The following is a 25612-nucleotide window of genomic DNA, read 5'->3' on the forward strand; positions in this document are numbered from 1 at the left end:
GGCGGATCAGGGGAGTTGTTCGGTGGAGAAGGAAGCAGGGCCGGAGACCGCGGGAGTGCGGCTCGACGACCCGTGGGACGACGCGCCGGTCGCCGACCGGGGCGACCGGGACGGGACGGGAGGCGCCGGCGGCCTCGACGCGTCCGGTACGCCATGGCCGGATCCGGCCCCCAGCGCGGCCGACATCTATCTGGAAGTGCACCGCAGCGCCGCCTTCCGCGAGGTGCGCCGCCGCTACCGCCGCTTCGTGGTCCCCGCCGCCCTGGCCTTCCTCCTCTGGTATCTCGCCTATGTCGTCGCCGCGACCACCGCACCCGAGCTGATGGCCCGCCCGGTCGCCGGCGCGGTCAACGTCGCGATGGTGGCGGGTCTCGGCCAGTTCCTCACCACGTTCCTGCTCACGTGGGCGTACGCACGCCACGCACGGCTGCGCAGGGACCGCGCGGCGCTCGATCTGCGGTGGGACACCCAGGAGATGACGAGAGGGCTCGGACGTTGAGAGGCGACCACCAGACACTCGCCCTGCTGCTGTTCAGCGCGTTCATCGCGGTGACGCTCTTCATCACCACCTGGGTCGGCCGCAACCGGCAGGGCTCCGCCGAGGAGTTCTACGCCGGCGGACGCCTGTTCTCGCCCATGGAGAACGGATTCGCCATCGCCGGCGACTACATGTCGGCGGCCTCCTTCCTCGGGATCTCCGGGCTGATCGCCCTCTTCGGGTACGACGGCATGCTCTACTCCGTCGGCTTCCTCGTCGCCTGGCTGGTCGTCCTGCTGTTCGTCGCCGAACTCGTCCGCAACTGCGGCCGGTTCACCCTGGCCGACGTGGTCGCCGCGCGCATGGCGGAGCGCCCGGTGCGCACCGCGCTCGGCACCTCCTCCGTCACCGTCTCCGTGCTCTACCTGGTGGCCCAGATGGTCGGCGCGGGCAGCCTCGTGGCCCTGCTGCTCGGCGGTACGAGCGACGCGGCCCGGTCCTGGACGGTCGTCGGCGTCGGCGCGCTCATGGTGATCTACGTGTCCTTCGGCGGCATGCGCGCCACCACCTGGATCCAGATCGTCAAGGCCGTCCTGCTGATGGCCGGGGCCGTCGCGCTCACCGTGCTGGTCCTGGTCCACTTCCACGGGAACATCAACAACCTGCTCGACACCGCCGCCGAACGCAGCGGCCACGGCAAGGACTTCCTCGCGCCCGGCCTCCGCTACGGCGGGGACTGGACCTCACGCTTCGACTTCATCAGCCTGGGCGTCGCCCTCGTCCTCGGCACGGCGGGGCTGCCGCACATCCTGTCGCGCTTCTACACCGTGCCCACCGCCCGTGCCGCGCGCCGCTCGGTCGTCTGGTCCATCGGCCTGATCGGCAGCTTCTACCTGATGACGATCGTGCTCGGGTTCGGCGCGGCCGCGCTCGTCGGCTCCGCCGAGGTCCGCTCGTCGAACGCGGCGGGCAACACCGCGGTCCCGCTGCTGGCCCTCCACCTGGGCGGCGGTGAGGGGTCCACCGGTGGAACGATTCTCTTCGCCGTGGTCGCCGCCATCGCCTTCGCCACCATCCTGGCCGTCGTCGCGGGCATCACGCTCGCCTCGTCCGCGTCCGTCGCCCACGACCTCTACGCCTCGCTCCGCCGCCCCGGGCGCAAGAAGCACGGCGAGGTCGCCGTGGCGCGCGTCGCCGCCGCGGGCATCGGCGTCGTCGCGATCGGCCTCGGACTGCTCGCCCAGAACCTGAACGTCGCCTTCCTGGTGGGCCTCGCCTTCGCCGTGGCCGCGTCGGCGAATCTCCCGGCCCTGCTCTACTCGCTGTTCTGGCGCGGCTTCACCACCCGGGGCGCGGTCTGGGCGGTGTACGGCGGGCTGATCCCGGCGGTCGTGCTGGTGCTGGTCTCGCCCGTCGTCTCGGGCAGCCCCACGTCCCTGTTCCCCGGCATCGACTTCCAGCTCTTCCCGCTGGAGAACCCGGGCCTGGTCTCCATCCCGCTCGGCTTCCTGGCCGGCTGGATCGGTACGGTCACCTCGCCCGAGAAGCCCGACGAGGCCAAGCACGCCGAGACCGAGGTACGGGCGCTGACGGGGGCCGGGGCGGCGTAGAGGGCCCGACGAGGGCTCAGCCCGCGGCCCAGGCGTACCGGTGTTCCGGGCGGCCCGTCTCGCCGTACCGCAGGGTCAGCCGGACCTTCCCGGTGCGCTCCAGGAGCTTCAGATAGCGCTGGGCCGTCTGCCGGCTCATTCCCGCGCTGTCGGCGATCTCCTGGGCGGAGAGCGGGCCCTCCGCGCCGCGCAGGGCCTGCCGGACGAGCTCTGCGGTGGTGGGGGAGTGGCCCTTGGGGAGGTCCGGCTCGCCCGCCGCCCACAGCGCGCCGAAGAGCCGGTCCACCTCCGCCTGTTCGGCCTCCCCGCCCCCGTCGAGCGTGTGCCGCAGGGCCGCGTACGCCTCCAGCTTCGAGCGCAGGCCCGCGTACGTGAACGGCTTCACCAGGTACTGGAGCGCGCCGTGCCGCATCGCGTCCTGCACGGTCGCTACGTCCCGGGCGGCGGTCACCATGATCACGTCGACCTGACGGCCGAGGCGGCGCAGTTCCCGTACGACGGCGAGGCCGTTGCGGTCGGGCAGGTAGTGGTCCAGCAGGATCAGGTCCACCGGGACCTCCTCGACCGTCGCCAGCGCCGAGGCCGCCGAGTGGGCCTGCGCCGCCACCCGGAATCCGGGCACCTTGGCGACGTACGCCGCGTTGATCCGCGCCACCCGGACGTCGTCGTCCACGATCAGGACCTGGATCACCGCTGCTCTCCCGTCGTGGCCGGACGCTCGGGGGGCGGCGGGCCGTCGGCTCCGGTCACGGTCCCCGGGCCGGGCTCGGGCCCCGGCTCGGCCAGCGCGTCCGGCAGCACCACCGTGAACACCGCACCGCCCCCGTCCGCCGCCGACACCGTCACCCTGCCTCCCTGGCGCTCCGCGAGCCTCCGTACGAGGGCGAGCCCGAGGCCGCGCTTGCCGTGCGCCGGGAGATCCTTGGTGGACCAGCCCTCTGTGAAGATCGACGCGTGCTGCTCCCGCGGGACGCCGGGGCCGCTGTCGCGCACCCCCAGGATCACCGTACGGCCCTCCGTGCGCAGCCCGACCTCGATCCGCGCGGCGTCCGATCCGGCCGCCGCGTCCGTGGCGTTGTCGACGAGGTTGCCGACCACCGTGACCAGGCCCCGGGGATCGACCACCCGGTCCGGCAGCAGCGTGCCGGGAGCCAGCCGCAGCGCGACGCCACGCTCGGCGGCCACCGTCGTCTTGCCGACGAGGAGGGCGGCCAGCAGCGGGTCATGGACCTTCTCGGTGACCTGCTCGGCCGTCGCCCGGTGCACGCCCACCACCTCCGTGACGAACTCCATCGCGTCCTCGTGCATCTCCAGCTCCAGCAGCCCCAGCAGGGTGTGCAGCCGGTTCGCGTGCTCGTGGTCCTGGGCGCGCAGGGCGTCGATCAGCCCGGTGGTGGAGTCGAGTTCGCGGCCCAGATGCTCCAGCTCGGTCCGGTCGCGCAGGGTCACCACCGCTCCGCCGTCGTCCGTGGGCATCCGGTTGGCCAGCAGCACCCGGCTGCCCCGTACCGCCAGCAGGTCGTCGCCGACCACCCGGCCGGCCAGCACATCGGCGGTCCGGCCCTCGCCCAGCACCTCCTCCAGCGTCCGGCCCGCCGCCTCCGGGCCCACGCCCAGCAGCCGCTGCGCCTCGTCGTTCAGCAGCCGGACGCGCCCGGCCCCGTCGAGGGCGACGACCCCCTCACGGATGCCGTGCAGCATGGCCTCGCGTTCGGTGAGCAGCGCGGAGATGTCGGAGAACGCCAGGTCATGGGTCTGCCGTTGCAGCCGGCGGGAGATCAGATACGCGGCGAGCGCCCCGACGGCCAGGGCGCCGCCCGCGTACGCGAGCAGCCCCGGGATCGCCCCGAGGAGCCGGGCGCGGACGCTGTCGTACTCGATCCCGACCGAGACCGCGCCGATGACCTCGCCCGAGGGGCCGAACAGCGGCACCTTGCCCCGCGCCGAGCGGCCGAGGGTGCCGCTGTCGATCTCCATCACCTCGCGGCCGCGCAGCGCCTCACCGGGGTCGGTGGAGACGACCGCGCCGATCCGGTCGGTCTCCGGGTGCGACCAGCGCACCCCGCGCCGGTCCATGACGACGACGTACTCCGCCCCGGTCGCCCGCCTGACCCGCTCGGCGGCCGACTGGACGGGACCCCGGTCGGACGGGTCGGTGCTGCCCAGGTCCCGCACGATCTCCGGCTGGGCGGCGGTGCTCTGGGCGATGGCCAGCGCGCGGCGCATCGCCTGGTCGTCCAGCTGTTCGCCGAGCGGGGCCAGGAACAGGCCGGTGACCAGGACGATCACGCCGGTGATGATGGCCAGCTGCATCAGCAGGACCTGGGAGAAGACCCGCTGGGGCCAGCCGAACCGGCGCGGTCCTCGGCCGGAGGTCGGTGGGGCGTTCATCGTAGAGACGGTAAGGGCCGGGCGGCCGGGGCGGAAATTCGGCCGTGCATCGAGGGCTCCGCCGTGCCCGCCTCTTGCCTCCCGGCGCCAGGTCTGTGAGCGTTCCGGCTGTGCGGGCGGGTGTTCCGAACGAGTTCGCCATCAACGCAATCTTCTTGCTTTTCTTGCGCTAATCTTGCGCTCATGACGCGACGACTTGCTCAAGTGGCCCAGAAGGTGGGAGTCAGCGAGGCGACGGTCAGCCGGGTGCTGAACGGCAAGCCGGGCGTCTCCGACGCCACCAGGCAGGCCGTCCTCTCCGCGCTGGACGTCCTCGGATACGAGCGCCCGACCCAGCTGCGCGGCGAACGGGCCCGGCTGGTCGGACTGGTCCTGCCCGAGCTGCAGAACCCGATCTTCCCGGCCTTCGCCGAAGTGGTCGGCGGCGCGCTCGCCCAGCAGGGGCTGACCCCGGTGCTCTGCACCCAGACCAAGGGCGGCGTCTCCGAGGCCGACTACGTCGAGCTGCTCCTCCAGCAGCAGGTCTCCGGCGTGGTCTTCGCGGGCGGCCTCTACCACCAGGCCGACGCCCCGCACGACCACTACAAGGTGCTCGCCGACCGCAAGATCCCGGTCGTGCTGATCAACGCGGCCATCGAACACCTCGGCTTCCCCGGCGTCTCCTGCGACGACTCCGTAGCCGTCGAACAGGCCTGGCGCCACCTCGTCTCGCTCGGCCACGAGCGCATCGGATTCGTCCTGGGCCCGTCCGACCACGTGCCCTCGCAGCGCAAGCTCGCCGCCGCCCGGATCCTCGCCGACGAGGCGGGCACGAGCATCCCCGACGAGCGGGTGGCGCGCGCGATGTTCTCGCTGGAGGGCGGACAGGCCGCCGCGATGCGGCTGCTGGAGCAGGGCGTCACCGGCATCATCTGCGCCAGTGACCCGCTCGCGCTGGGCGCCGTGCGCGCGGCCCGCCGCCGGGGTCTCTCGGTGCCCGACGACGTGTCGGTCGTCGGCTACGACGACTCGGCCTTCATGAACTGCACCGAGCCGCCTCTGACCACCGTCCGCCAGCCCATCGAGGCCATGGGGCGGGCGGCCGTGGAGCTGCTCTCGGTCCAGATCGGCGGGCGGACCGTGCCCTCGGACGAGCTGCTCTTCGAACCGGAGCTGGTGGTGCGCGGCTCCACCGCCCAGCCGCCGCGCGAGAATTCCCTGTGATCCGTAGCTAATTTGCGCTGCCCGGCCCTTGGTCCGGACCTGATCCGTTCCGGGGGAGGGGCTGGGGCGGCCGGGGACCGACGTACTGCCCGCTCGGCCGGATCCGCAGCGGGCGTTCCCCGTACTCCTCCAGCGCGTGCGCGATCCACCCCGCCGTGCGGGAGACCGCGAACACCGTCTCGCCCGCGTCCGCCGCCATCCCGCGGGAGACGGAGAGGACGGCGAGCGCCAGGTCGATGTTGGCGTGCAGCGGCGTGTGGCGGGCCGTCGTGGCGACCACCTCACGGGCCGCCGCCAGCGCCCCGGCCGCCTGCGGTACGTCCTCCAGCAGCGCGAACAGGGTCGTCGCCCGGGGGTCCTCGCCCCGGTACAGCCGATGGCCCAGGCCCGGCACCCGCCGCCCGGTCCGCAGATGATCGGCGACCACGGGGACCGCGCTGCCCCGGTCCACCGCCTCCCGCAGCATCCGGTGCGCCAGACCGCTCGCCGCCCCGTGCAGCGGCCCCTCCAGTACGCCGAGGCCCGCCGAGACCACGGCGTACGGGTGGGCCCGCGCGGAGGCGGCGACCCGGGCGGCCAGCGTGGAGGCCGCCAGATCGTGGTCGATCAGGAGGGCCAGGGCCGCGTCCAGCACGGCCAGGGAAGCGGCGTCGGCCGGCTCCGGGGTGAGCCGTGACCACAGCGCCGCCGCCAGCGAACCCCCTTCGCCCTCCGGGCCGCCCAGCTCCGGCAGAGCGCCCACCAGCGTCGGGATCAGGCCCCGGGCGCTGCTCAGCACCGCCTCCGGCGACAGGTCGAACCGCAGCGGATCCGTGGCCGCCGCAGCGGTCACCGCCACCCGCAGCCGGTCCGTCGACCCGCTGTGCGCGGGCAGCGCGCCGACCGTCCGGCGGGCCGCCGCAAGCGTCGCGGCGGGTGCGGTGAACCGGGCGCCGGGCCGCAGCTCGCCCGTCCACAGCCACTCGGCGACCTCCTCGTAGCCGTACCGCCGGGCCAGCTCCGTCGCGTCGACGCCCCGGAAGAAGCAGCGGTCGCCCTCGATGAGCGTGATGCCGGTGCGGAAGGCGAGGTCGCCCCCGGCCGGTGACGGCTCGCGCCGCCCCGAGCGCCGGGCCAGCGCCCGCACCTCCTCGGCGTCGAACGTGCTGCCCCGGCCTCCGGCCGCCCGCACGCTGCTGAGCTGGCCCCGGCTGACGTACGCGTACACCGTCTCGGGCTTCACGCCCAGCAGCTCGGCCGCCTCACGGGTGGTCAGCCGGGGTGCGTCCGGTCGGGAGCCGGGCTCTGGTTGATCCGTCATGGAGACCACCGTATCCACCACAGGTTGACATTGATTCAATCAACATTGACAGATCTCAAGTCAAGCATAGACAGTCGAATCAATGTTGCATGCACGGAGGAGAGAACGGCCATGACCACCACCCCTGTCGTCCCCGCCGTCCCCCGCGGCCTCGCCGGCGTCGTCGTCACCGACACCGCCCTCGGCGACGTCCGCGGCCGCGAGGGCTTCTACCACTACCGCCAGTACTCGGCGATCGAGCTCGCGCGGACCCGTAGCTTCGAGGACGTCTGGTACCTGATGGTCCACGGCGAACTGCCGGACCGTGCGGCCGCCGCCGACTTCGCCGCCCGCACGGCCGCGCTGCGCACCCTGCCCGCCGAGGTGCGCGAGGCCCTGCCCGCCATCGCCCGCGCGAGCGCCGTCTCCGGCCCGCTCGCCGGACTCCGTACCGCGCTGTCCCTGCTCGGCGCCTCGGCCGGCTTCCGCCCGGTGTACGACATCGGGGCCGACCGCCGACGCGAGGACGCGCTCGCCGCCTGCGCGGCCGTCCCCACGATCCTGACCGCCCTCCACCGCCTGGGCGAGGGCCTGGAGCCGGTCGAACCCCGCACGGACCTGCCGCACGCGGCGAACTACCTGTACATGCTGACCGGATCGGAGCCGGAGCCCGACCGGGTCCGGGCCGTCGAGCAGTACCTCATCTCGACCGTCGACCACGGCTTCAACGCCTCCACCTTCACCGCCCGGGTCGTCGCCTCCACCGGAGCCGATCTGGCCGCCTGTCTGGTGGCCGCGGTCGGCGCGCTCTCCGGACCGCTGCACGGCGGAGCCCCCAGCCGGGCCCTGGACACCCTCGACGCCATCGGCACCCCGGACCGCATCGACGGCTGGATCCGCGAACAGGTCCTCGCCGGCCGCCGCATCATGGGCTTCGGCCACCCTGTCTACCGCACCGAGGACCCCCGCTCCCGGATGCTCAAGTCCCTCGCCCAGGGCTTCGGAGGCCCGCTCGTCGACTTCGCCGTGGAGGTGGAACGCCAGGTCGAGGCCATCCTCGCCGAGCTGAAGCCGGGCCGGGAGCTGCACACCAACGTGGAGTTCTACGCCGGAGTGGTCATGGAGCTGTGCGGGCTGCCGCGCGCGATGTTCACCCCCACCTTCTGTGCGGCGCGAGTGGTCGGCTGGAGCGCCAATATCCTGGAGCAGGCGGAGGACTCGAAGATCATCCGCCCGGCGGCCCGCTACGTCGGCGCACCCCCGCCGCAGCCGGTCCCGGCACCCTGACGACGCCCCCAGGAAGGCTCCCGTTGACCCCGCCCCGCACCCCGCAGATCCCGGTAGTCGTCCTGGCGGGCTTCCTCGGCTCCGGCAAGACCACGCTCCTGAACCATCTGCTCCGCAACCGGGCGGGCACCCGGATCGGCGTGATCGTCAACGACTTCGGGGCCATCGAGATCGACGCCATGACCGTCTCGGGGCAGGTCGGCTCGACGGTCTCGCTGGGCAACGGCTGTCTGTGCTGCGCCGTCGACGCGAGCGAACTCGACACCTTCCTGGAGACCCTGACCCGGCCCTCCGCCCGGCTGGACGTGATCGTCATCGAGGCGAGCGGACTGGCCGAACCCCAGGAACTCGTGCGCATGCTGCTGGCCAGCGACAACCCGCACATCCTGTACGGGGGTCTCGTCGAGGTCGTCGACGCCGCGGAGTTCGACTCCACCCGTAAGCGGCATCCGGAGCTCGACCGCCATCTCGCCGTCGCCGACCTCGTCGTCCTGAACAAGACCGACCGGGTGGGGGAGGCCGAGCGGGAGCGGCTGCGCGCGACGGTCGCGGAGCTGAGCGGTCCGGCCGCCGTGATCTCCGCCGTGCACGGCCGGATCGACCCCGAGCTGTTCTTCGACCCCGCGCTGCGGCCGGACCACGAGGAGATGGCGGGGCAGCTGACCTTCGAGGACCTTCTGCGGGAGGAGGAGGCGTGCGACGGGCACGAGGGTCATGGCGGGCACGGCGACCATGAGGGGCACGGTGAGCACGAGGGGCACGGTGACCACCTCCACGCCTCGTACGAGAGCGTCGACTTCACCTCCGACGTGCCGCTGGACCCGCGCCGCTTCATGGCGTTCCTCGACTCCCGGCCCGAAGGGCTCTACCGGATCAAGGGGTTCGCGGACTTCGGCGCGGGCGACCGGGACAACACGTACGCGCTGCACGCGGTGGGCCGCTTCCTGCGCTTCGTGCCCCGGCCGTGGGCGCGCGGCGAACAGCGGCTCACCCAGCTCGTCATGATCGGCGCGGGCATCGACGCCGGAGCGCTGCTGGCCGAACTCGCCGCCTGCCGCGCGGAGGAGCCCGCCCCCGACGCGTCCGCCGACCCCGAAGCCGTCGAACGCGGCATGTGGGGCGTGCTCCGCTACGTACAGGAGCAGGCCCCCGAACAGGAAGCGGCCGCGGAGGCGTAACGCCCCCGGGCCGCTCCTTGCCGTACGAAACGGCCGCCTACAGCGGCGGTCCCGCGATCACGGCCACCGATTCGAGCAGCGGCGTGCCCGAACCGTCCCGCCTCGGGTCCGGCTCCGGCAGCTTCGCCGGGGTGCCGTTCTTCTGGGCGGCCCGGGCCGGGGTGGCGCCCGCCCAGGCGAACACCAGGACGTCCTCGCCCTTCAGGAACCGCTGGCAGCGCACGCCGCCGGTCGCCCGGCCCTTGCGCGGATACTGGTCGAACGGGGTCAGCTTGGACGTCAGCACCGAGTCGTCCAGCGTGCCGTGCGAGCCGGCCACCGTGAACACGATCGCCTCGGCCGCCGGGTCCACCGCCGTGAACGACAGCACCTCGGCCCCGGCCGCCAGCTTGACGCCCGCCATGCCTCCGGCGGGCCGCCCCTGCGGGCGTACCTGGGCCGCCGGATAGCGCAGCAACTGGGCGTCGGAGGTGATGAACACCAGGTCCTCCTCGCCGGTGCGCAGCTCGGTCGCGCCGACGATCCGGTCACCGTCCTTGAGGGTGATGACCTCCAACTCGTCCTTGTTGGCCGGGTAGTCCGGCACGACGCGTTTCACCACGCCCTGGAGCGTGCCGATCGCCAGCCCCGGCGAGGCCTCGTCGAGCGTCGTGAGGCAGATCAGCTCCTCGTCCGCCTCCAGACTGAGGAACTCGGAGATCTGCGCCCCGCCCGAGAGATTCGGCTCCGCGTGCGTGTCCGGCAGCTGCGGCAGGTCGATCACCGAGAGCCGCAGCAGCCGGCCGGTCGACGTCACCGCCCCGACATCGCCCCGGGCCGTCGCCGCCACCGCCGACACGATCACATCGTGCTTGGTCCGCCGGGCGTCCTCGGAGATCTCCACCGGGTCCGCGTTCGCCGTACGGGCCAGCAGACCCGTCGAGGAGAGCAGCACCCGGCACGGGTCGTCCGCCACCTCCAGCGGCACCGACGCGACCTGCGAACCGGCCGACTCCAGCAGCACCGTGCGCCGGTCCGTGCCGAACTTCTTCGCCACCGCCGCCAGCTCCGAGGAGACCAGCTTGCGCAGCTCCGCGTCCGACTCCAGGATCGCGGTCAGCGCCTCGATCTCGCCGTTGAGCTTGTCGCGCTCGCTCTCCAGCTCGATCCGGTCGAAACGGGTGAGCCGGCGCAGCGGGGTGTCCAGGATGTACTGCGTCTGGATCTCGCTCAGCGAGAAGTGCGCCATCAGGCGCTCCTTCGCCTGCGCGGAGTTGTCGCTGTCCCGGATGATCCGGATGACCTCGTCGATGTCGAGCAGGGCGACGATCAGGCCCTCGACCAGATGCAGCCGGTCGCGGCGCTTGGTACGGCGGAACTCGCTGCGCCGGCGCACCACCTCGAAGCGGTGGTCGAGATAGACCTCCAGCAGTTCCTTGAGGCCCAGGGTGAGCGGCTGGCCGTCGACCAGCGCCACGTTGTTGATACCGAAGGACTCCTCCATCGGCGTCAGCTTGTAGAGCTGCTCCAGCACCGCTTCCGGCACGAAGCCGTTCTTGACCTCGATGACCAGACGCAGGCCGTGCGCCCGGTCGGTGAGGTCCTTGACGTCGGCGATGCCCTGGAGCTTCTTCGCCGAGACCAGGTCCTTGATCTTGGCGATCACCTTCTCCGGGCCGACGGTGAAGGGCAGTTCGGTGACGACGAGACCCTTGCGGCGGGCCGTCACGTTCTCCACGGAGACGGTGGCGCGGATCTTGAACGTGCCGCGGCCGTTCGTGTACGCGTCCTTGATGCCGCCCAGCCCGACGATGCGGCCACCGGTGGGCAGGTCGGGTCCGGGGACGTAACGCATCAGCGTCTCGACGTCCGCGCCCGGGTGCTTGATCAGGTGCCGGGCCGCGGCGATGACCTCGCCCAGGTTGTGCGGGGGCATGTTGGTGGCCATGCCCACGGCGATCCCGGAGACCCCGTTGACCAGGAGGTTGGGGTAGGCGGCGGGGAGGACGACCGGCTCGCGCTCCTGGCCGTCGTAGTTCGACTGGAAGTCGACGGTGTCCTCGTCGATGGCTTCCGTCATCAGCGAGGTGGCGTCGGCCATCCGGCACTCGGTGTACCGCATGGCGGCCGGCGGGTCGTCGTTGCCGAGAGAGCCGAAGTTGCCGTGGCCGTCGACCAGGGGGAGCCGCATCGAGAACGGCTGCGCCATGCGCACCAGGGCGTCGTAGATCGAGGCGTCGCCGTGCGGGTGCAGCTTGCCCATGACCTCGCCGACGACGCGGGCGCACTTCACATAGCCGCGGTCGGGGCGCAGTCCCATCTCGTTCATCTGGGACACGATGCGCCGGTGCACCGGCTTCATGCCGTCGCGGGCGTCGGGCAAGGCCCTGGAGTAGATCACCGAGTACGCGTACTCGAGGAAGGAGCCCTGCATTTCGTCGACGACGTCGATGTCGAGGATCTTCTCCTCGAAGTCGTCCGGCGGCGGGGTCTTCGTGCTACGGCGGGCCATCGCGGCTGCGACTCCTTCACGGATTCTGTTCGGACAACCTGAGCTTGTTCGGTACAACACGAGCTACTGACGCGGTCCATTGTGGACCTCGCCACTGACAACGCCGACCTCGACCCGTCCGAAGGCCGGTCCGAAGCGGTCGGGGCGGCGCGCCCGCGAGGGCGTCCACGACACCATCGACGGAAACATCCACGGAACGGGAACTTCGCCAGGTGCCGGTGCGCTTGCTTAGAGTGGCAGGTCTGGCAGGAAGTCCAGTATCGCGATCGAAGGGACGTACATGCCCATGGGTCACACGGCCACCGCACAGGCCGGCTCCGGCGGCTTGACAGCGACCGAGCACCGCCTGGCCAACGGCCTGCGTGTGGTGCTCTCCGAGGACCATCTGACCCCGGTCGCCGCGGTCTGCCTCTGGTACGACGTCGGCTCGCGCCACGAGGTCAAGGGACGCACCGGTCTGGCTCACCTCTTCGAGCACCTGATGTTCCAGGGCTCGGGACAGGTCAAGGGGAACGGCCACTTCGAGCTCGTCCAGGGGGCCGGCGGCTCGCTCAACGGGACGACCAGCTTCGAGCGGACCAACTACTTCGAGACCATGCCCACCCACCAGGTGGAGCTGGCTCTCTGGCTGGAAGCCGACCGGATGGGCTCCCTCCTCGCCGCGCTCGACGAGGAGTCCATGGAGAACCAGCGCGACGTCGTCAAGAACGAACGCCGCCAGCGGTACGACAACGTGCCCTACGGCACCGCGTTCGAGAAGCTGACCGCCCTCTCCTACCCCGAGGGCCACCCCTACCACCACACCCCGATCGGCTCCATGGCCGACCTGGACGCGGCCACGCTGGAGGACGCCCGCGCGTTCTTCCGTACGTACTACGCGCCCAACAACGCGGTGCTCTCGGTGGTCGGCGACATCGACCCCGAGCAGACCCTCGCCTGGATCGAGAAGTACTTCGGCTCCATCCCCTCCCACGACGGCAAGCAGCCGCCGCGCGACGGGACGCTGCCGGAGATCATCGGCGAGCAGCTGCGCGAAGTGGTCCACGAGGAGGTCCCGGCGCGCGCCCTGATGGCCGCCTACCGCCTCCCGCACGACGGCACCCGCGCCTGCGACGCGGCCGACCTGGCGCTCACCGTGCTCGGCGGCGGCGAGTCCTCCCGGCTGCACAACCGCCTGGTGCGCCGCGACCGTACGGCGGTGGCGGCGGGCTTCGGGCTGCTGCGGCTGGCCGGGGCGCCCTCGCTGGGCTGGCTGGACGTGAAGACGTCCGGCGGGGTCGAGGTGGAGCAGATCGAGGCCGCCGTCGACGAGGAGCTGGCCAGGTTCGCCGCCGAGGGGCCCACCCCCGAGGAAATGGAGCGGGCCCAGGCGCAGTTGGAGCGCGAGTGGCTGGACCGGCTCGGCACGGTCGCCGGCCGCGCCGACGAACTGTGCCGCTACGCGGTGCTGTTCGGCGACCCGCAGCTCGCCCTGAGCGCCGTGGGCCGGGTCCTGGACGTCACCGCGGAGGAGGTGCGCGCGGCGGCCGAGGCGGCCCTGCGCCCCGACAACCGGGCGGTGCTGGTGTACGAGCCCATCGAACCGGCCGACGAGGCCGACGAGGGCGAAGACGGCGCCGAGGGCAGCGACGCGCACGAGGGGGCGGCCAAGTGAGCGACGCCGCCGTGACTGGAGTAACCATGGAGTTCCACCCGCAGCCCACCGCCGGCACGGCCCGCCCCTGGGCCTTCCCGGCGCCCGAGCGCGGCGCCCTGCCCAACGGGCTGACCGTGCTGCGCTGCCACCGCCCCGGCCAGCAGGTCGTCGCGGTGGAGATCTTCCTGGACGCGCCGCTGGAGGCCGAGCCCGAGGGCCTGGACGGCGTGGCCACGATCATGTCGCGGGCGCTCTCCGAGGGCACCGACAAGCACAGCGCCGAGGAGTTCGCCGCCGAGCTGGAGCGCTGCGGCGCCACCCTCGACGCGCACGCCGACCACCCCGGTGTCCGGGTCTCCCTGGAGGTTCCGGCCTCCCGGCTGGCCAAGGCCCTCGGCCTGGTCGCCGAGGCGCTGCGGGCCCCGGCCTTCGCCGAGAGCGAGATCGAGCGGCTGGTGGGCAACCGCCTCGACGAGATCCCGCACGAGCAGGCCAACCCGTCCCGGCGCGCCGCCAAGCAGCTCTCCAAGGAGCTGTTCCCGGCCACCGCCCGGATGTCCCGCCCGCGCCTGGGCACCGAGGAGACCGTCCGGCGGATCGATCAGGCCACCGTGCGCGCCTTCTTCGACGCCCATGTCCGCCCGTCCACGGCGACGGCCGTGATCGTCGGAGACCTGACCGGCATCGACCTGGACGCGCTGCTGGCGGAGACCCTCGGCGACTGGTCGGGCAACGCCGGCCAGGCCCGCCCGGTGCCGCCCATCACCGCGGACGACACCGGCCGTGTGGTCATCGTGGACCGCCCCGGCGCGGTCCAGACCCAGCTGCTGATCGGCCGGATCGGCGCCGACCGGCACGAGCGCGTGTGGCCCGCGCAGGTCCTCGGCACGTACTGCCTGGGCGGCACCCTCACCTCCCGGCTGGACCGGGTGCTGCGCGAGGAGAAGGGCTACACCTACGGCGTACGCGCCTTCGCCCAGGTGCTGCGCTCCAGCGGCCCCGACTCGGGCGGCGCGGCGATGCTCGCGATCAGCGGCTCGGTGGACACGGAGTCCACCGGACCGGCGCTGGAGGACCTCTGGAAGGTTCTGCGGACGCTGGCCGCCGAGGGGCTGACCGACGCCGAGCGCGAGACGGCCGTGCAGAACCTGGTGGGCGTCGCCCCGCTGAAGTTCGAGACCGCCGCCTCCGTCGCGAGCACGCTGGCCGACCAGGTCGAGCAGCACCTCCCCGACGACTACCAGGCCGACCTCTACGCCCGGCTCGCCGAGACGGGCACCGTGGAGGCGACCGCCGCCGTGGTCAACGCCTTCCCGGTGGACCGCCTCGTCACGGTCCTCGTGGGTGACGCCGCGCGGATCGAGGAGCCCGTCAAGGCGCTCGGCATCGGCGAGGTGTCCGTCGTCACCGGCTGACGGCATCCGTGGCACACCGCCGCGAAGAGGACCCCGACGGACGGAAGTTCGCCGGGGTCCTCCCTTTTTGCCCTATTGGTGAGCTTCGCTCCCTTTTGTTGGAGAGGTTGCCTGTCTGCCCTGTGGGATGCGCGACAAATCCCCCTGTCCGTTTGGTGATGGGAAGTCGCCCCGCCTAGCGTCGGCCCGGCTGTCCGTCACCCGTATGCCGCATCCGCGGCGCCGGGCAGTCATCGCCGAGTCCCCGTCAGGCGCGAGCCTGGGGAGCCGGGGACCCACACGCAGTCCCTGGGGTGAATCGGAGGCCCGTGCCGTGAACCGGCGCGGGGATCCGTAGGAGACCTTCCTGCTCCGAACCCGTCAGCTAACCCGGTAGGCGAGAAGGAAGGAAAGGATCAGCCTCTCCATGGCGTTCACCCGTGCCACCGGGAAGCACCGTGCCCCGAGCCGTCTGACGCGTCGCGGCGCCCAGGCCGCCGGCATCGCGGCCCTGGCCACCACCGGAGTCCTCGGCTCGCTGTCCTCCCCGGCCCTCGCCGCGGACACCGAGGCCGCCAAGGTCGCCGACACCGGCCTCACCCAGGCCATCTCCCTCGACGCCACCCTCGCCGACCAGATCGACGCCCAGGCCCAGGCCCAGAAGCAGCAGGCCGAGGCGGTCGCCAGGGCGAAGGCGAAGGCCGCCGCCGAGGCCCGCGAGAAGGCCGCCAAGGCCAAGGCGAAGGCGGAGGCCGAGCGCAAGGCCGAGGCCCGCGCCAAGGAGATCCGCGAGGAGAAGGCCCGTGCCGCCCGCGCCGCCGAGCGCGCCCGGCTCAACGCCTTCCACCTCCCGGTCGCCGGCTCCCACGTCACCACCGGCTACAACACCGGCGGCGCGCTCTGGTCCTCCGGCAGCCACTCCGGCGTCGACTTCCAGGCCGCCTCCGGCAGCTCCGTCGTCGCGGTAGGCGCCGGTACGGTCGTCGAGGCCGGCTGGGGCGGCGCGTACGGCAACAACATCGTGCTCCGGATGTCGGACGGCACGTACACCCAGTACGGCCACCTCTCCTCGATCGGCGTCTCCGTCGGCCAGAGCGTCTCCTCCGGCCAGCAGATCGGGCTCTCCGGCTCCACCGGCAACTCCACCGGCCCGCACCTGCACTTCGAGGCCCGCACCACCCCCGACTACGGCTCCGACATGGACCCCGTCGGCTACCTGCGCTCGCACGGTCTGAACGTCTGACCCGCCTGTGCGCGACCCCGCCCGAAGGCCCCGGCACCCGCCGGGGCCTTCGGCAATTCCGGCCTCAAGATTTCCATGGATTCCGGCCTGCCATCGGAAATTCCGGCAGATTGCAATAGAGTCACGGAACAGACGTCGGGCGGCCGCGTTTCGCGGGGATCAAGGCGGAGGTTCGGACATGCGCATTCCCGCGCATTCGGTATGCACGGCAATCCGTGACGACATCGTCTCCGGTGTCTACGAGCGCGGCAGCCGCCTCACCGAGGAGCTGCTGGCCCGTCGCTACGGGGTCTCCCGCGTCCCCGTCCGCGAGGCCCTGCGCACCCTGGAGTCCGAAGGCTTCGTGGTCACCCGCAGACATGCCGGCGCCTGTGTCGCCGAACCCACCGCGCAGGAGGCGGCCGACCTCCTGGAGCTGCGGATGCTCCTGGAGCCGCTGGGCGCGGCACGCGCCGCCCAGCGCCGCACGGAGGCCCATCTGAAGGTGCTCCGGGGTCTGGTCAGGCTGGGCCAGGAGCGGGCCCGCCGGGGCGAGGGCGAGGATCTGCGCTCACTGGGCGGCTGGTTCCACGAGACCCTGGCCCAGGCGTCGAGCAGCCCCGGCCTCATCGCGCTGCTCACCCAGCTCCGGCACAAGATCGCCTGGATGTACGCGGTCGAGCAGCCGGCCCGTCCGGTCGACGCCTGGGCCGAGCGCGGCGCGATCGTGGACGCCGTGGCGCGCGGCGACGCGGAGCGGGCGAGGGCGCTGACCGCCCAGCACGCGGAACGCGCCACCGGCGCCCACCGGCTCCGCCGCCCGGATCTCGCTGGGCGTCGCACCGCCGCCGTTCCGCCGGTGAGAAGTTCGCAACACGGCGTAAACACTGCGGGCGTCCGGCATTAACAAAAGAGCCGTATACAAAGAGAAGTAATTCCGGTGCGCCATTCAGGCTGCCCGCATTATCGAGGTGCGACTCTTTCCCGAATCATTCCCGAAAGCGAAAGAGCCGTGATCCCTTCACGGGATCACGGCTCTTTCGCCGGTCGCATCCGGACGGACCCGGAGTCGCATGGGTCAGACGGTCTCCGGAAGCTCTTCCAGGCCCTCGGCGACGAGCTTCGCCAGCCGGTCCAGAGCGGCCTCGGCGTCGTCCGCGTCGGACGCGAGCACGATCTCCTCGCCACCCTGCGCGCCCAGACCGAGCACGGCCAGCATGGAGGCGGCGTTCACCGGGTTGCCGTCGGCCTTGGCGATCGTCACCGGGACGCCGGAGGCCGTGGCGGCACGGACGAAGATGGAAGCGGGGCGGGCGTGCAGGCCCTCGGCCCAACCGACGTTTACGCGGCGCTCAGCCATGGTTCTGCCCTTCACATATCAACGGTTGTCTAGACCAGTCTCTCATGCAGTGCGTGGTGCTGTGCCCGGCCTCCTGTCCGGCCGTAGGCTTTGGCCATGGAGCCCACGCCGGAGCAGAGTCCGCATCACGCGTACCCCGACCACTGGGAAGCGGACGTGGTGCTCCGCGACGGGGGCACCGCGCGCATCAGGCCGATCACCACGGACGACGCCGAGCGACTGGTCAGCTTCTACGAGCAGGTGTCCGACGAGTCGAAGTACTACCGCTTCTTCGCCCCGTATCCCCGCCTATCCGACCGGGACGTGCACCGCTTCACCCATCACGACTACGTCGACCGGGTGGGACTGGCGGTCACGATCGGCGGCGAGTTCATCGGAACCGTCCGCTACGACCGCATCGACGACCGGGGCCGCCCCGCCTCCGCGCCCGCCGACGAGGCCGAGGTCGCCTTCCTCGTCCAGGACGCCCACCAGGGCCGCGGAGTCGCCTCGGCGCTGCTCGAACACATCGCCGCGGTCGCCCGCGAGCGCGGCATCCGGCGCTTCGCCGCCGAGGTGCTCCCCGCCAACAACAAAATGATCAAGGTGTTCCGGGACGCCGGGTACACCCAGCGCCGCAGCTTCGAGGACGGCTCCGTCCACCTCACCCTCGACCTCGAACCCACCGAGAAGTCCCTCGCCGTCCAGCGCGGCCGCGAACAGCGCGCCGAGGCCCGCTCGGTGCAGCGCCTCCTCGCCCCCGGCTCCGTCGCGGTCATCGGCGCCGGGCGCAACCACGGCGGGGTGGGCCGCACGGTTCTGCGCAACCTCCTGGCCGCCGGGTTCACGGGCCGTACCTACGCCGTCAACCGCGCCTTCGACGAGGGCCTCGCCACCCTCGACGGCGTTCCGGCCCACCGCTCGCTCGGCGAGATCGACGAGCAGGTCGACCTCGCCGTGATCGCCGTCCCCGCCCACCGGGTGCCCGAGGCCGTCGCCGACTGCGGGGAGCACGGCGTCCAGGGCCTGGTCGTCCTCTCCGCCGGTTACGCCGAGCGGGGCGCCGACGGCCGCGAGCTCCAGCGCGAACTGGTCCGCCAGGCCCGCTCGTACGGCATGCGGATCATCGGCCCGAACGCCTTCGGCATCATCAACACCGCCGAGTCCGTCCGGCTGAACGCCTCGCTCGCCCCCGAGTCGCCCGCCCGCGGCCGGATCGGTCTGTTCACCCAGTCCGGCGCGATCGGCATCGCCCTGCTCTCCGGCCTCCACCGGCGCGGCGCGGGCCTGTCCTCCTTCATCTCGGCGGGCAACCGGGCCGACGTCTCCGGCAACGACTTCCTCCAGTACTCCTTCGAGGACCCGGACACCGACGTCGCCCTGCTCTACCTCGAATCGCTCGGCAACCCGCGCAAGTTCACCCGCCTCGCCCGCCGCACCGCCGCCGTGAAGCCCGTCGTGGTGGTGAAGGGCGCCCGGCACAGCGGCTCCACCCCGCCCGGCCATGCGGTCCCGGTCAGCCGCATCCCCGACGCCACGGTCTCCGCGCTGATGCGCCAGGCCGGTGTCATCCGGGTCGACACCGTGACCGAGATGGTCGACGCCGGGCTCCTGCTGGCGGGCCAGCCGCTCCCGGCCGGCCCCCGGGTCGCCATCCTCGGCAACTCCGAGTCCCTCGGCCTGCTGACGTACGACGCCTGCCTGGCCGAGGGGCTGCGCCCGCGCCCGCCGATCGACCTCACCACGGCCGCCTCCCCGCAGGACTTCCGGGACGCGCTGGCCGAGGCGCTGGCGGACGGCACCTGCGACGCCGTGATCGTCACCGCCATCCCGTGGGTGGGGGAGAACGGCGAGGCCGAGACCGGCGACGGCCAGGTGCTGGCCGAGGCCCTGACCAAGGCGGTGGCCGGAGGCTCGGCCAAGCCGGTGGCCGTCGTCCACGTCGAGATCGGCGGCCTCGCCGAGGCTCTGGCCGCCGCGAGCAGCACGGCCGCCCCACGCCCCCGTACGGTGACCCCCGCGGCCCGGACGCGAGCGGCCACCACGGCCACCACGCCCGGCACGCCCGCAGCCCCGGAAGCCGCCACCGCCCCGGCCGCGCCCGCCACCTCCGAAGCGACCACCGCCCCGGAAGCCGCCACCAGCCAGGAAGCCGCCCCCCGCCCCGGCCGCATCCCCGCGTACCCCGCCGCCGAGCGCGCCGTACGGGCCCTCGCCGAGGCCGTGAAGTACGCGCAGTGGCGGCGCCAGGCGGCCGTGCCCGGCAAGGTCCCCGAGTTCCTCGACGACACCATCGACGAGGCCGGGGCCGCCGCCCTGATCGAGGCGCAGCTCGCCACCGCACCCGACCCGCGCGGGCGCCCGCTCGCCCACGACGAGGCCCGCGAACTCCTCGGCCGCTACGGCATCGCCGTACGCCCCACCCTGCCCGCCCCCGACCCGGAGGCGGCTGTCGCCGCGGCGGCCCGGCTCGGTTACCCGGTGGCCCTCAAGACCACCGCACCCCACCTGCGCCACCGCGCCGACCTCGGCGGGGTCCGCCTCGACCTCGCCGACGAGGAGGCGCTGCGCCGGGCGTACGGAGACCTGACCGACCTCCTCGGCAAGCCCGCCGAACTGCTCCCCGTCGTCCAGGCGATGGCCCCGCGCGGCGTCGACACCGTCGTACGGGCCTCCATCGACGCGGCCGCCGGAGCCGTCCTCTCCTTCGGCCTCGCGGGCGCACCCTCCGAACTGCTCGGCGACACCGCGCACCGCCTGGTCCCCGCCACCGACCGCGACGCCGCCGAACTGATCCGGTCCATCCGGGCGGCCCCGGTGCTGTTCGGCTGGCGGGGTTCGGCCCCGGTCGACACGGCCGCGCTCGAAGAGCTGCTGCTGAGACTGTCCCGGCTGGTCGACGACCACCCCGAGGTGGTCTCCGTCGCCCTCGAACCGGTCGTCGTCGCCCCGCAGGGACTGACCGTGCTCGGCGCGAGCGTCCGGCTCGCCCCACCGCCCGCCCGGAGCGACCTCGGCCCCCGCCGCCTTCCGAACTACTGAGACCCGCCGGCCGGTGGCCCCCGGGGCGTCCCCGGCAGTCACCGGCCCGCCGTAGGATGGTGCTCATGGCAAAGACCGGTACGACGACCCAGGGGCTGCGCGCGGCGATCGAGCGCAGCGGCTACTACCCGGCCCTCGTGGCCGAGGCCGTGGAGGCCGCCGTCGGCGGGGAACCGGTCGCTTCGTACCTGGTGCACCAGGAGACCACGTTCGACTCCAACGAGGTGCGCCGTCACGTCACGGTCCTCGTCCTGACCGAGCATCGCTTCATCGTCAGCCACACCGACGAGCAGGCCGCCGACACCAGCTCCCCGACGCCGTACGCCACCACCTCCACCGAGTCGGTGAAGCTGGAGCGGATCTCCTCCGTCGTGGTCAGCCGGGTGGTCGCCAACCCGGAGAAGTACGTCCCGGGCACCCTGCCCCGCGAGGTCGTCCTCACCATCGGCTGGGGCGCCGTCTCCCGGATCGACCTGGAGCCCGCCGCCTGCGGCGACTCCAACTGCGAGGCCGACCACGGCTACACCGGCAGCTCCACCGCCGACGACCTCAGCCTGCGGGTCAGCGAGGCCGGCGACGGCCCCGACGCGGTGCGCCAGACCCTCGCCTTCGCCCAGTCGCTCTCCGAGGCCACGGCCGCCACCGCGGCGAGTGGCCGCTGATGGCCCAGCCCGCCTGGCAGGACCCCGTCCCGCTGTCCCTCGACACCGCGCCCGTGCCCGCGTACGGCAGCGGATCGCTCGCCGACCTGCTGCCGACCCTCGTCGCCGGGCAGGAGGTGCCGGGGTTCACCGCCGCGATCCCCGAGCTGACCCCGGCCGACCGCAACTGCGTCTTCCTGATCGACGGCCTCGGCTGGGAGCAGATCAAGGCCCACCCCGACGAGGCCCCCTTCCTGCACTCCCTGCTCCCCACCTCGCGCGGCGGCACCGGCCGCCCGCTCACCGCGGGCTTCCCCTCCACCACCGCGACCTCGCTCGCATCGGTCGGTACGGGGCTGCCGCCCGGCGAGCACGGCCTGCCCGGCTACACCGCGCGCAACCCGGAGACCGGCGAGCTGATGAACCAGCTCCGCTGGAAGCCGTGGACCGCGCCGAAGGTCTGGCAGCCCTACCCCACGGTCTTCCAGCTGGCCGACGCCGCGGGCGTGCACACCGCGCAGGTCTCCGCGCCGACGTTCGAGCAGACGCCCCTCACCAAGGTCGCGCTCAGCGGCGGCTCCTTCCTCGGCCGGCTCTCCGGCGAGGACCGGATGGACGTCGCCGCCCAGCGCCTGGCCGCCGGCGACCGCTCGCTCGTCTACACGTACTACAGCGAGGTCGACGGCAAGGGGCACCGCTTCGGCATCGACTCCGACGCCTGGCGCGGTCAGCTGATGTACGTCGACGGGCTCGCCCGACGCCTCGCCGAGCAGCTCCCGCCGCGCTCCGCGCTCTACATCACCGCCGACCACGGCATGATCGACATCCCGTTCGACGAGCAGTCCCGGATCGACTTCGACGAGGACTGGGAGCTGCGCGCGGGCGTCGCCCTCCTCGGCGGCGAGGGCCGCGCCCGCCATGTGTACGCGGTGCCGGGCGCGCAGTCCGACGTCCTGGCCGTCTGGCGCGAGGTGCTCGGCGAGCAGTTCTGGATCGCGAGCCGGGACGAGGCCGTCGCGGCCGGCTGGTTCGGCCCGACGATCGACGAGCGGGTGTACGGCCGGATCGGCGACGTGGTCGCCGCCGCCCACGACGACGTGATCATCACGGCCTCCGTCAACGAGCCGCACGAGTCGGCGATGGCCGGCGTGCACGGCTCCCTGACCCCCGTGGAACAGCTCGTCCCCCTCCTCGAAGTACGCTCGTAACCCCTCCCGCCCGTACCCCCTCCGAAAGGTGCTCGACCTCTCATGCCCGAGCTGGTGTTCTTCTCCGGAACCATGGACTGCGGAAAGAGCACGCTGGCCCTGCAGATCGGTCACAACCGTTCGGCACGCGGCCTCCAGGGCGTGATCTTCACCCGCGACGACCGCGCGGGGGAGGGCAAGCTCTCCTCCCGGCTCGGCCTGGTGACCGACGCCGTCGAGGCCGAGGAGGGCATGGACGTCTACGCGCACATCGTCGACCGGGTGAGCAGGGGCGGCCGGGTCGACTACGTGATCGTGGACGAGGCGCAGTTCCTCGCCCCCGGCCAGATCGACCAACTGGCCCGTGTCGTCGACGATCTGGGGCTCGACGTCTTCGCCTTCGGCATCACCACGGACTTCCGCACCAAGCTGTTCCCCGGCTCCCAGCGGCTGATCGAGCTGGCCGACCGGATAGAGGCCCTCCAGGTCGAGGCCCTGTGCTGGTGCGGCGCCCGCGCCACGCACAACGCCCGTACGGTGGACGGCGAGATGGTCGTCGAGGGCGCCCAGGTCGTCGTCGGCGACGTCAACCGGCAGGCGGGCGAGGTCGGTTACGAGGTGCTGTGCCGCCGGCACCACTGCCGCCGCATGACGAGCGGTTCCGCCCGCGCCGGCGCGCTCTCGCCGGACGTCCTGCCGGTGTCGTCGGACTGAGGCGCGCGGTCCGCCGGTCCGCCGCCACCGGGCTTCAGCCCGGGGCCACTTCTCCTACGCCGAGACGTCACCGAAGTCGGCAAGGCTTCCCTCGCCCGACCCCGTACAGGGGCGTACACGAAGGAAGTACCACCGATGGATCGCAAGATCGTTCATGGCCACCACGGGCCGCGCCTCGCTCCTGGCGGGCGGGGCCCTCACCGTCGGTACCGGGCTGACGGCCCCGTCGGCCACCGCCGCGCCGGCCGCCTCGGAGCGCGGGAGGCACGGCCACGGCAGCGGGCGCGAGACGGTCCGGTTCAACATCATCAGCGATATCCAGGGCGACCTGGCCGACTTCGGCAAGGCCCTCGACGACCTGCACCGGATCAACCCGCACAGCGCCGGGCTGGGCGTCGCCGGTGACATCACGCCCCGCGGTTACGACTTCGAGTACGCGGAGGTCCGCCGCACCCTCGATCGGCACCGGCACCCCAGGAACGTCGCGTGGGCCATCGGCAACCACGAGTTCTACGTCCCCAAGTACAGCGACCCGGACACGCTCGCCCAGGACACCTGGCCCAACGGCACCACGGAGGGCTCGCTCTTCCGCAGCTTCTACAACTTCGCGGGACGCAACAAGGTCTACGCGGAGACGTCGTTCGGCGGAGTCCCCGTACTGACACTCGGGACCGAGCGCTACGCGCACTACCACGACGCGAAGTTGTGGGACGAGGTGTGGATCGGCGACGCGCAGTTCGCCTGGCTGGAGGACCGGCTCGCCCACTGGGCGCGGCGGCGCAGGCCCGTCATGGTGATGACCCACCACCCGCTGCCCAACATGGTGTCGGGCACCCGCAACAAGCTCTACCTGGGCGACTACCTCCAGCCCGACCGGCTGCTGTCCGTCCTCGGCCGCCACAAGGACGTGTTCCTCTTCTCCGGCCACACCCACTGGGACCTCAACCTGTCCGACTGGGTGGTCCGCAGGGTCGTACCCGGCACCGGGAACCTCGACGGCTTCACCGTCGTCAACACTGCGGCGGTCCAGACAGGCTGGACGGACGACGGCAAGGGCGGTGAGGTCGCGGTGGGCGGTACGTTCAACCAGGGCCTCCAGGTCGAGGTGGGCCCCCGCACGGTCGTGATCAAGGCCCGCGACTTCTCCACCGGCACCTGGCTCAAGCAGCTCACGGTTCCGCTGCACACGACAGCAGACTGAGGGAGCCCCAAGGGCCTGTCCTACGAGAACGGTGGCCGAGGATGACGGACGAACAGAGCGGGCGCGCGCCGGCGCCGCAGTTGGCGAAGGCCGGGCTGGAGGTCCTGGCGCAGGGCGTCGCCGAGGAACTGCCCTCGTACGCGCGGGCCTTCAAAGCCGTCGTCAACGTCGAGGTGGTCCCGCGGGCCACCGTGGCGCGCTCGGCGCCGGGGGCGCCGGCGGAGGCCGACCGGCTGTGGCTGGAGCACGCGCGGACCGCTGCCGTCATCGATGACGAGGGCTGCTTCCTGGTCCGGGGGGCCGATCGCGACTGGGTCCGGGTGCGCCTCACCCCGCACACCGCGCTCTCCGCCGCCCTCGTACCCGGGGCCGGCTCCATGGTCATCGCGATGTCCCCGGACGGCCGGCGGCTGTGCGCCCTCACCGAGGAGGACGACGACTACTGGATCGTCGTGCACCGTTTCGAGGACAGGCCCTAGCGGTCCGCGGATTCGCTTCCGGCCGACCTGATGACCGTGAACACGGCCCCCTCCGGGTCCGCGACCGTCGCCAGCCGCCCGCTCGACCCCTCGCGCGGCGGCTGCAGGACGCGCCCGCCCAGCTCCACCACGCGGGCCGCCGCCCGGTCGGTGTCGGCGACCTCGAAGTACGTCATCCAGTGCGGCCCCCGGTCGCGCGGCAGCGCGTGGCCGACACCGTGCAGGGCCGCCACCGGAACACCGTCCAGGTGCAGGGTCTGGTAGTCGAAGTCGGCCGAGACGACCGCCTCCGTCTCGTACCCGAAGACCGTCTGGTAGAACTTCGCGACCATCGAGGTCTCGCGGGTCACCAGCTCGTTCCAGACGGGGGTGCCGGGCACGCCCGCCGTCATCGTGCCGATGTGCCGAGAGCCCTGCCAGATGCCGAAGACCGCCCCGCTCGGGTCCGAGGCGATGGCGAGCCGCCCGGCCTCGCCCGCGTCCAGCGGTCCGACCGCGACCGTCCCGCCGCAGGAGCGGATCGCCTCGGCGGTGGCATCCGCGTCGTCCGTGGCGAGGTAGGTGGTCCAGGCGATCGGGAGGTGCCGGTCGGGCGGCAGCTGGCCGATGCCCGCGACCTCCTTGCCGTGCAGCAGCCCACGGACGTAGGGGCCCAGCTGTTCGGGGCCCGGCCGGAACTCCCAGTCGAACAGGGCTCCGTAGAACTCCTGGGTCGTGGTCAGGCCGTGCACGATCAGACTCACCCAGCAAGGTGTTCCGGGCGTACGCCGGGCGGCAGCCTCGGTCATCGTCTTCTCTCTCCTCGGACCGTTGTGGTGGCCGTGCGGGGGAACGGGACAG

Annotated in this window: 21 protein-coding genes and 1 riboswitch; of the genes, 15 read left to right on the top strand and 6 right to left on the bottom strand. The window is 72.5% G+C overall.

What is annotated here, in order from left to right:
- Nucleotides 1–22 precede the first annotated feature (22 nt).
- Together ACSMXR_RS28620 and ACSMXR_RS28625 are read left to right on the top strand one after the other, a co-directional pair.
- Entirely contained in the window at nt 23–499 is a 477-nt protein-coding gene (locus ACSMXR_RS28620; RefSeq protein WP_218524495.1) for a DUF485 domain-containing protein, read from the top strand.
- Nucleotides 496–2088, top strand: coding sequence for a solute symporter family protein (locus tag ACSMXR_RS28625; RefSeq protein ID WP_381793881.1), 1593 nt, complete (start codon nt 496–498; stop codon nt 2086–2088). Before ACSMXR_RS28620 ends, ACSMXR_RS28625 begins: the two co-directional genes overlap by 4 nt.
- Before the next feature lie 16 nt (nt 2089–2104).
- Here ACSMXR_RS28625 and ACSMXR_RS28630 read toward each other — a convergent pair whose 3' ends face one another.
- On the bottom strand, nt 2105–2779 hold the full coding sequence (locus tag ACSMXR_RS28630; protein WP_030080085.1) for a response regulator: 675 nt from the start codon (nt 2777–2779) through the stop codon (nt 2105–2107).
- On the bottom strand, nt 2776–4479 hold the full coding sequence (locus ACSMXR_RS28635; RefSeq protein ID WP_473170196.1) for an ATP-binding protein: 1704 nt from the start codon (nt 4477–4479) through the stop codon (nt 2776–2778). The genes ACSMXR_RS28630 and ACSMXR_RS28635 overlap by 4 nt, the downstream gene beginning before the upstream one ends.
- Nucleotides 4480–4662: 183 nt before the next feature.
- On the opposite strand from ACSMXR_RS28635, the gene ACSMXR_RS28640 reads away from it, so the two are divergent.
- Complete coding sequence (locus tag ACSMXR_RS28640; protein ID WP_030080080.1) at nt 4663–5682, top strand: LacI family DNA-binding transcriptional regulator; 1020 nt, start codon at nt 4663–4665, stop codon at nt 5680–5682.
- Nucleotides 5683–5689: 7 nt separating this feature from the next.
- Here the strand turns inward: ACSMXR_RS28640 and ACSMXR_RS28645 are convergent, their stop codons facing one another.
- Nucleotides 5690–6982 (bottom strand): citrate synthase, encoded by a 1293-nt coding sequence (locus tag ACSMXR_RS28645; protein WP_473170197.1) that lies wholly within the window; start codon nt 6980–6982, stop codon nt 5690–5692.
- 111 nt (nt 6983–7093) lie between these two features.
- Here ACSMXR_RS28645 and ACSMXR_RS28650 point away from each other — a divergent pair, with 111 nt between their 5' ends.
- Together ACSMXR_RS28650 and ACSMXR_RS28655 are read left to right on the top strand one after the other, a co-directional pair.
- Complete coding sequence (locus ACSMXR_RS28650; protein ID WP_137230157.1) at nt 7094–8248, top strand: citrate synthase/methylcitrate synthase; 1155 nt, start codon at nt 7094–7096, stop codon at nt 8246–8248.
- A 23-nt stretch (nt 8249–8271) separates the two neighbouring features.
- Nucleotides 8272–9426, top strand: a complete 1155-nt coding sequence (locus ACSMXR_RS28655) for a CobW family GTP-binding protein (RefSeq protein WP_376188613.1) — start codon at nt 8272–8274, stop codon at nt 9424–9426.
- A gap of 37 nt (nt 9427–9463) precedes the next feature.
- Here the strand turns inward: ACSMXR_RS28655 and ACSMXR_RS28660 are convergent, their stop codons facing one another.
- A complete protein-coding gene (locus ACSMXR_RS28660; RefSeq protein ID WP_218524492.1) occupies nt 9464–11917 on the bottom strand; it encodes a DNA gyrase/topoisomerase IV subunit A in 2454 nt (817 codons plus the stop codon).
- Nucleotides 11918–12197: 280 nt separating this feature from the next.
- On the opposite strand from ACSMXR_RS28660, the gene ACSMXR_RS28665 reads away from it, so the two are divergent.
- The 4 genes from ACSMXR_RS28665 (at nt 12198) to ACSMXR_RS28680 (ending at nt 17076) form a co-directional block, all read left to right on the top strand.
- Nucleotides 12198–13571 carry a M16 family metallopeptidase gene (locus ACSMXR_RS28665; RefSeq protein ID WP_137230163.1) on the top strand — a complete coding sequence of 458 codons (1374 nt, stop codon included), beginning with the start codon at nt 12198–12200 and terminating at the stop codon, nt 13569–13571.
- A 26-nt stretch (nt 13572–13597) separates the two neighbouring features.
- A complete protein-coding gene (locus ACSMXR_RS28670; protein WP_473170198.1) occupies nt 13598–14968 on the top strand; it encodes a M16 family metallopeptidase in 1371 nt (456 codons plus the stop codon).
- Nucleotides 14969–15192: 224 nt separating this feature from the next.
- A riboswitch (cyclic di-AMP (ydaO/yuaA leader) is annotated at nt 15193–15361 on the top strand.
- Between the two features lie 13 nt (nt 15362–15374).
- Nucleotides 15375–16190 carry a M23 family metallopeptidase gene (locus ACSMXR_RS28675; protein ID WP_218524491.1) on the top strand — a complete coding sequence of 272 codons (816 nt, stop codon included), beginning with the start codon at nt 15375–15377 and terminating at the stop codon, nt 16188–16190.
- Between the two features lie 178 nt (nt 16191–16368).
- Nucleotides 16369–17076: a GntR family transcriptional regulator gene (locus ACSMXR_RS28680; RefSeq protein ID WP_137230167.1), complete on the top strand. Its 708-nt coding sequence runs from the start codon at nt 16369–16371 to the stop codon at nt 17074–17076.
- A gap of 171 nt (nt 17077–17247) precedes the next feature.
- On the opposite strand, the gene ACSMXR_RS28685 is transcribed toward ACSMXR_RS28680, so the two are convergent.
- Nucleotides 17248–17529, bottom strand: a complete 282-nt coding sequence (locus ACSMXR_RS28685; protein ID WP_007449776.1) for an HPr family phosphocarrier protein — start codon at nt 17527–17529, stop codon at nt 17248–17250.
- A gap of 96 nt (nt 17530–17625) precedes the next feature.
- Between ACSMXR_RS28685 and ACSMXR_RS28690 the strand changes: the two genes are divergently transcribed.
- From ACSMXR_RS28690 to ACSMXR_RS28715, 6 genes are all read left to right on the top strand, one after another.
- Complete coding sequence (locus ACSMXR_RS28690) at nt 17626–20550, top strand: bifunctional acetate--CoA ligase family protein/GNAT family N-acetyltransferase (protein ID WP_473170199.1); 2925 nt, start codon at nt 17626–17628, stop codon at nt 20548–20550.
- A gap of 65 nt (nt 20551–20615) precedes the next feature.
- Nucleotides 20616–21212, top strand: coding sequence for a DUF5998 family protein (locus tag ACSMXR_RS28695; protein ID WP_030080056.1), 597 nt, complete (start codon nt 20616–20618; stop codon nt 21210–21212).
- On the top strand, nt 21212–22399 hold the full coding sequence (locus tag ACSMXR_RS28700) for an alkaline phosphatase family protein (RefSeq protein ID WP_137230171.1): 1188 nt from the start codon (nt 21212–21214) through the stop codon (nt 22397–22399). Before ACSMXR_RS28695 ends, ACSMXR_RS28700 begins: the two co-directional genes overlap by 1 nt.
- Before the next feature lie 42 nt (nt 22400–22441).
- Entirely contained in the window at nt 22442–23092 is a 651-nt protein-coding gene (locus tag ACSMXR_RS28705; RefSeq protein ID WP_030080052.1) for a thymidine kinase, read from the top strand.
- A gap of 154 nt (nt 23093–23246) precedes the next feature.
- Complete coding sequence (locus ACSMXR_RS28710; RefSeq protein ID WP_473170200.1) at nt 23247–24293, top strand: metallophosphoesterase family protein; 1047 nt, start codon at nt 23247–23249, stop codon at nt 24291–24293.
- Between the two features lie 41 nt (nt 24294–24334).
- On the top strand, nt 24335–24772 hold the full coding sequence (locus ACSMXR_RS28715; protein ID WP_473170201.1) for a hypothetical protein: 438 nt from the start codon (nt 24335–24337) through the stop codon (nt 24770–24772).
- Here ACSMXR_RS28715 and ACSMXR_RS28720 read toward each other — a convergent pair.
- Nucleotides 24769–25560: a VOC family protein gene (locus ACSMXR_RS28720; protein WP_137230175.1), complete on the bottom strand. Its 792-nt coding sequence runs from the start codon at nt 25558–25560 to the stop codon at nt 24769–24771. The genes ACSMXR_RS28715 and ACSMXR_RS28720 overlap by 4 nt on opposite strands.
- Nucleotides 25561–25612: the final 52 nt, after the last annotated feature.

It is taken from the genome of Streptomyces sp. DSM 106670 (assembly GCF_055792845.1).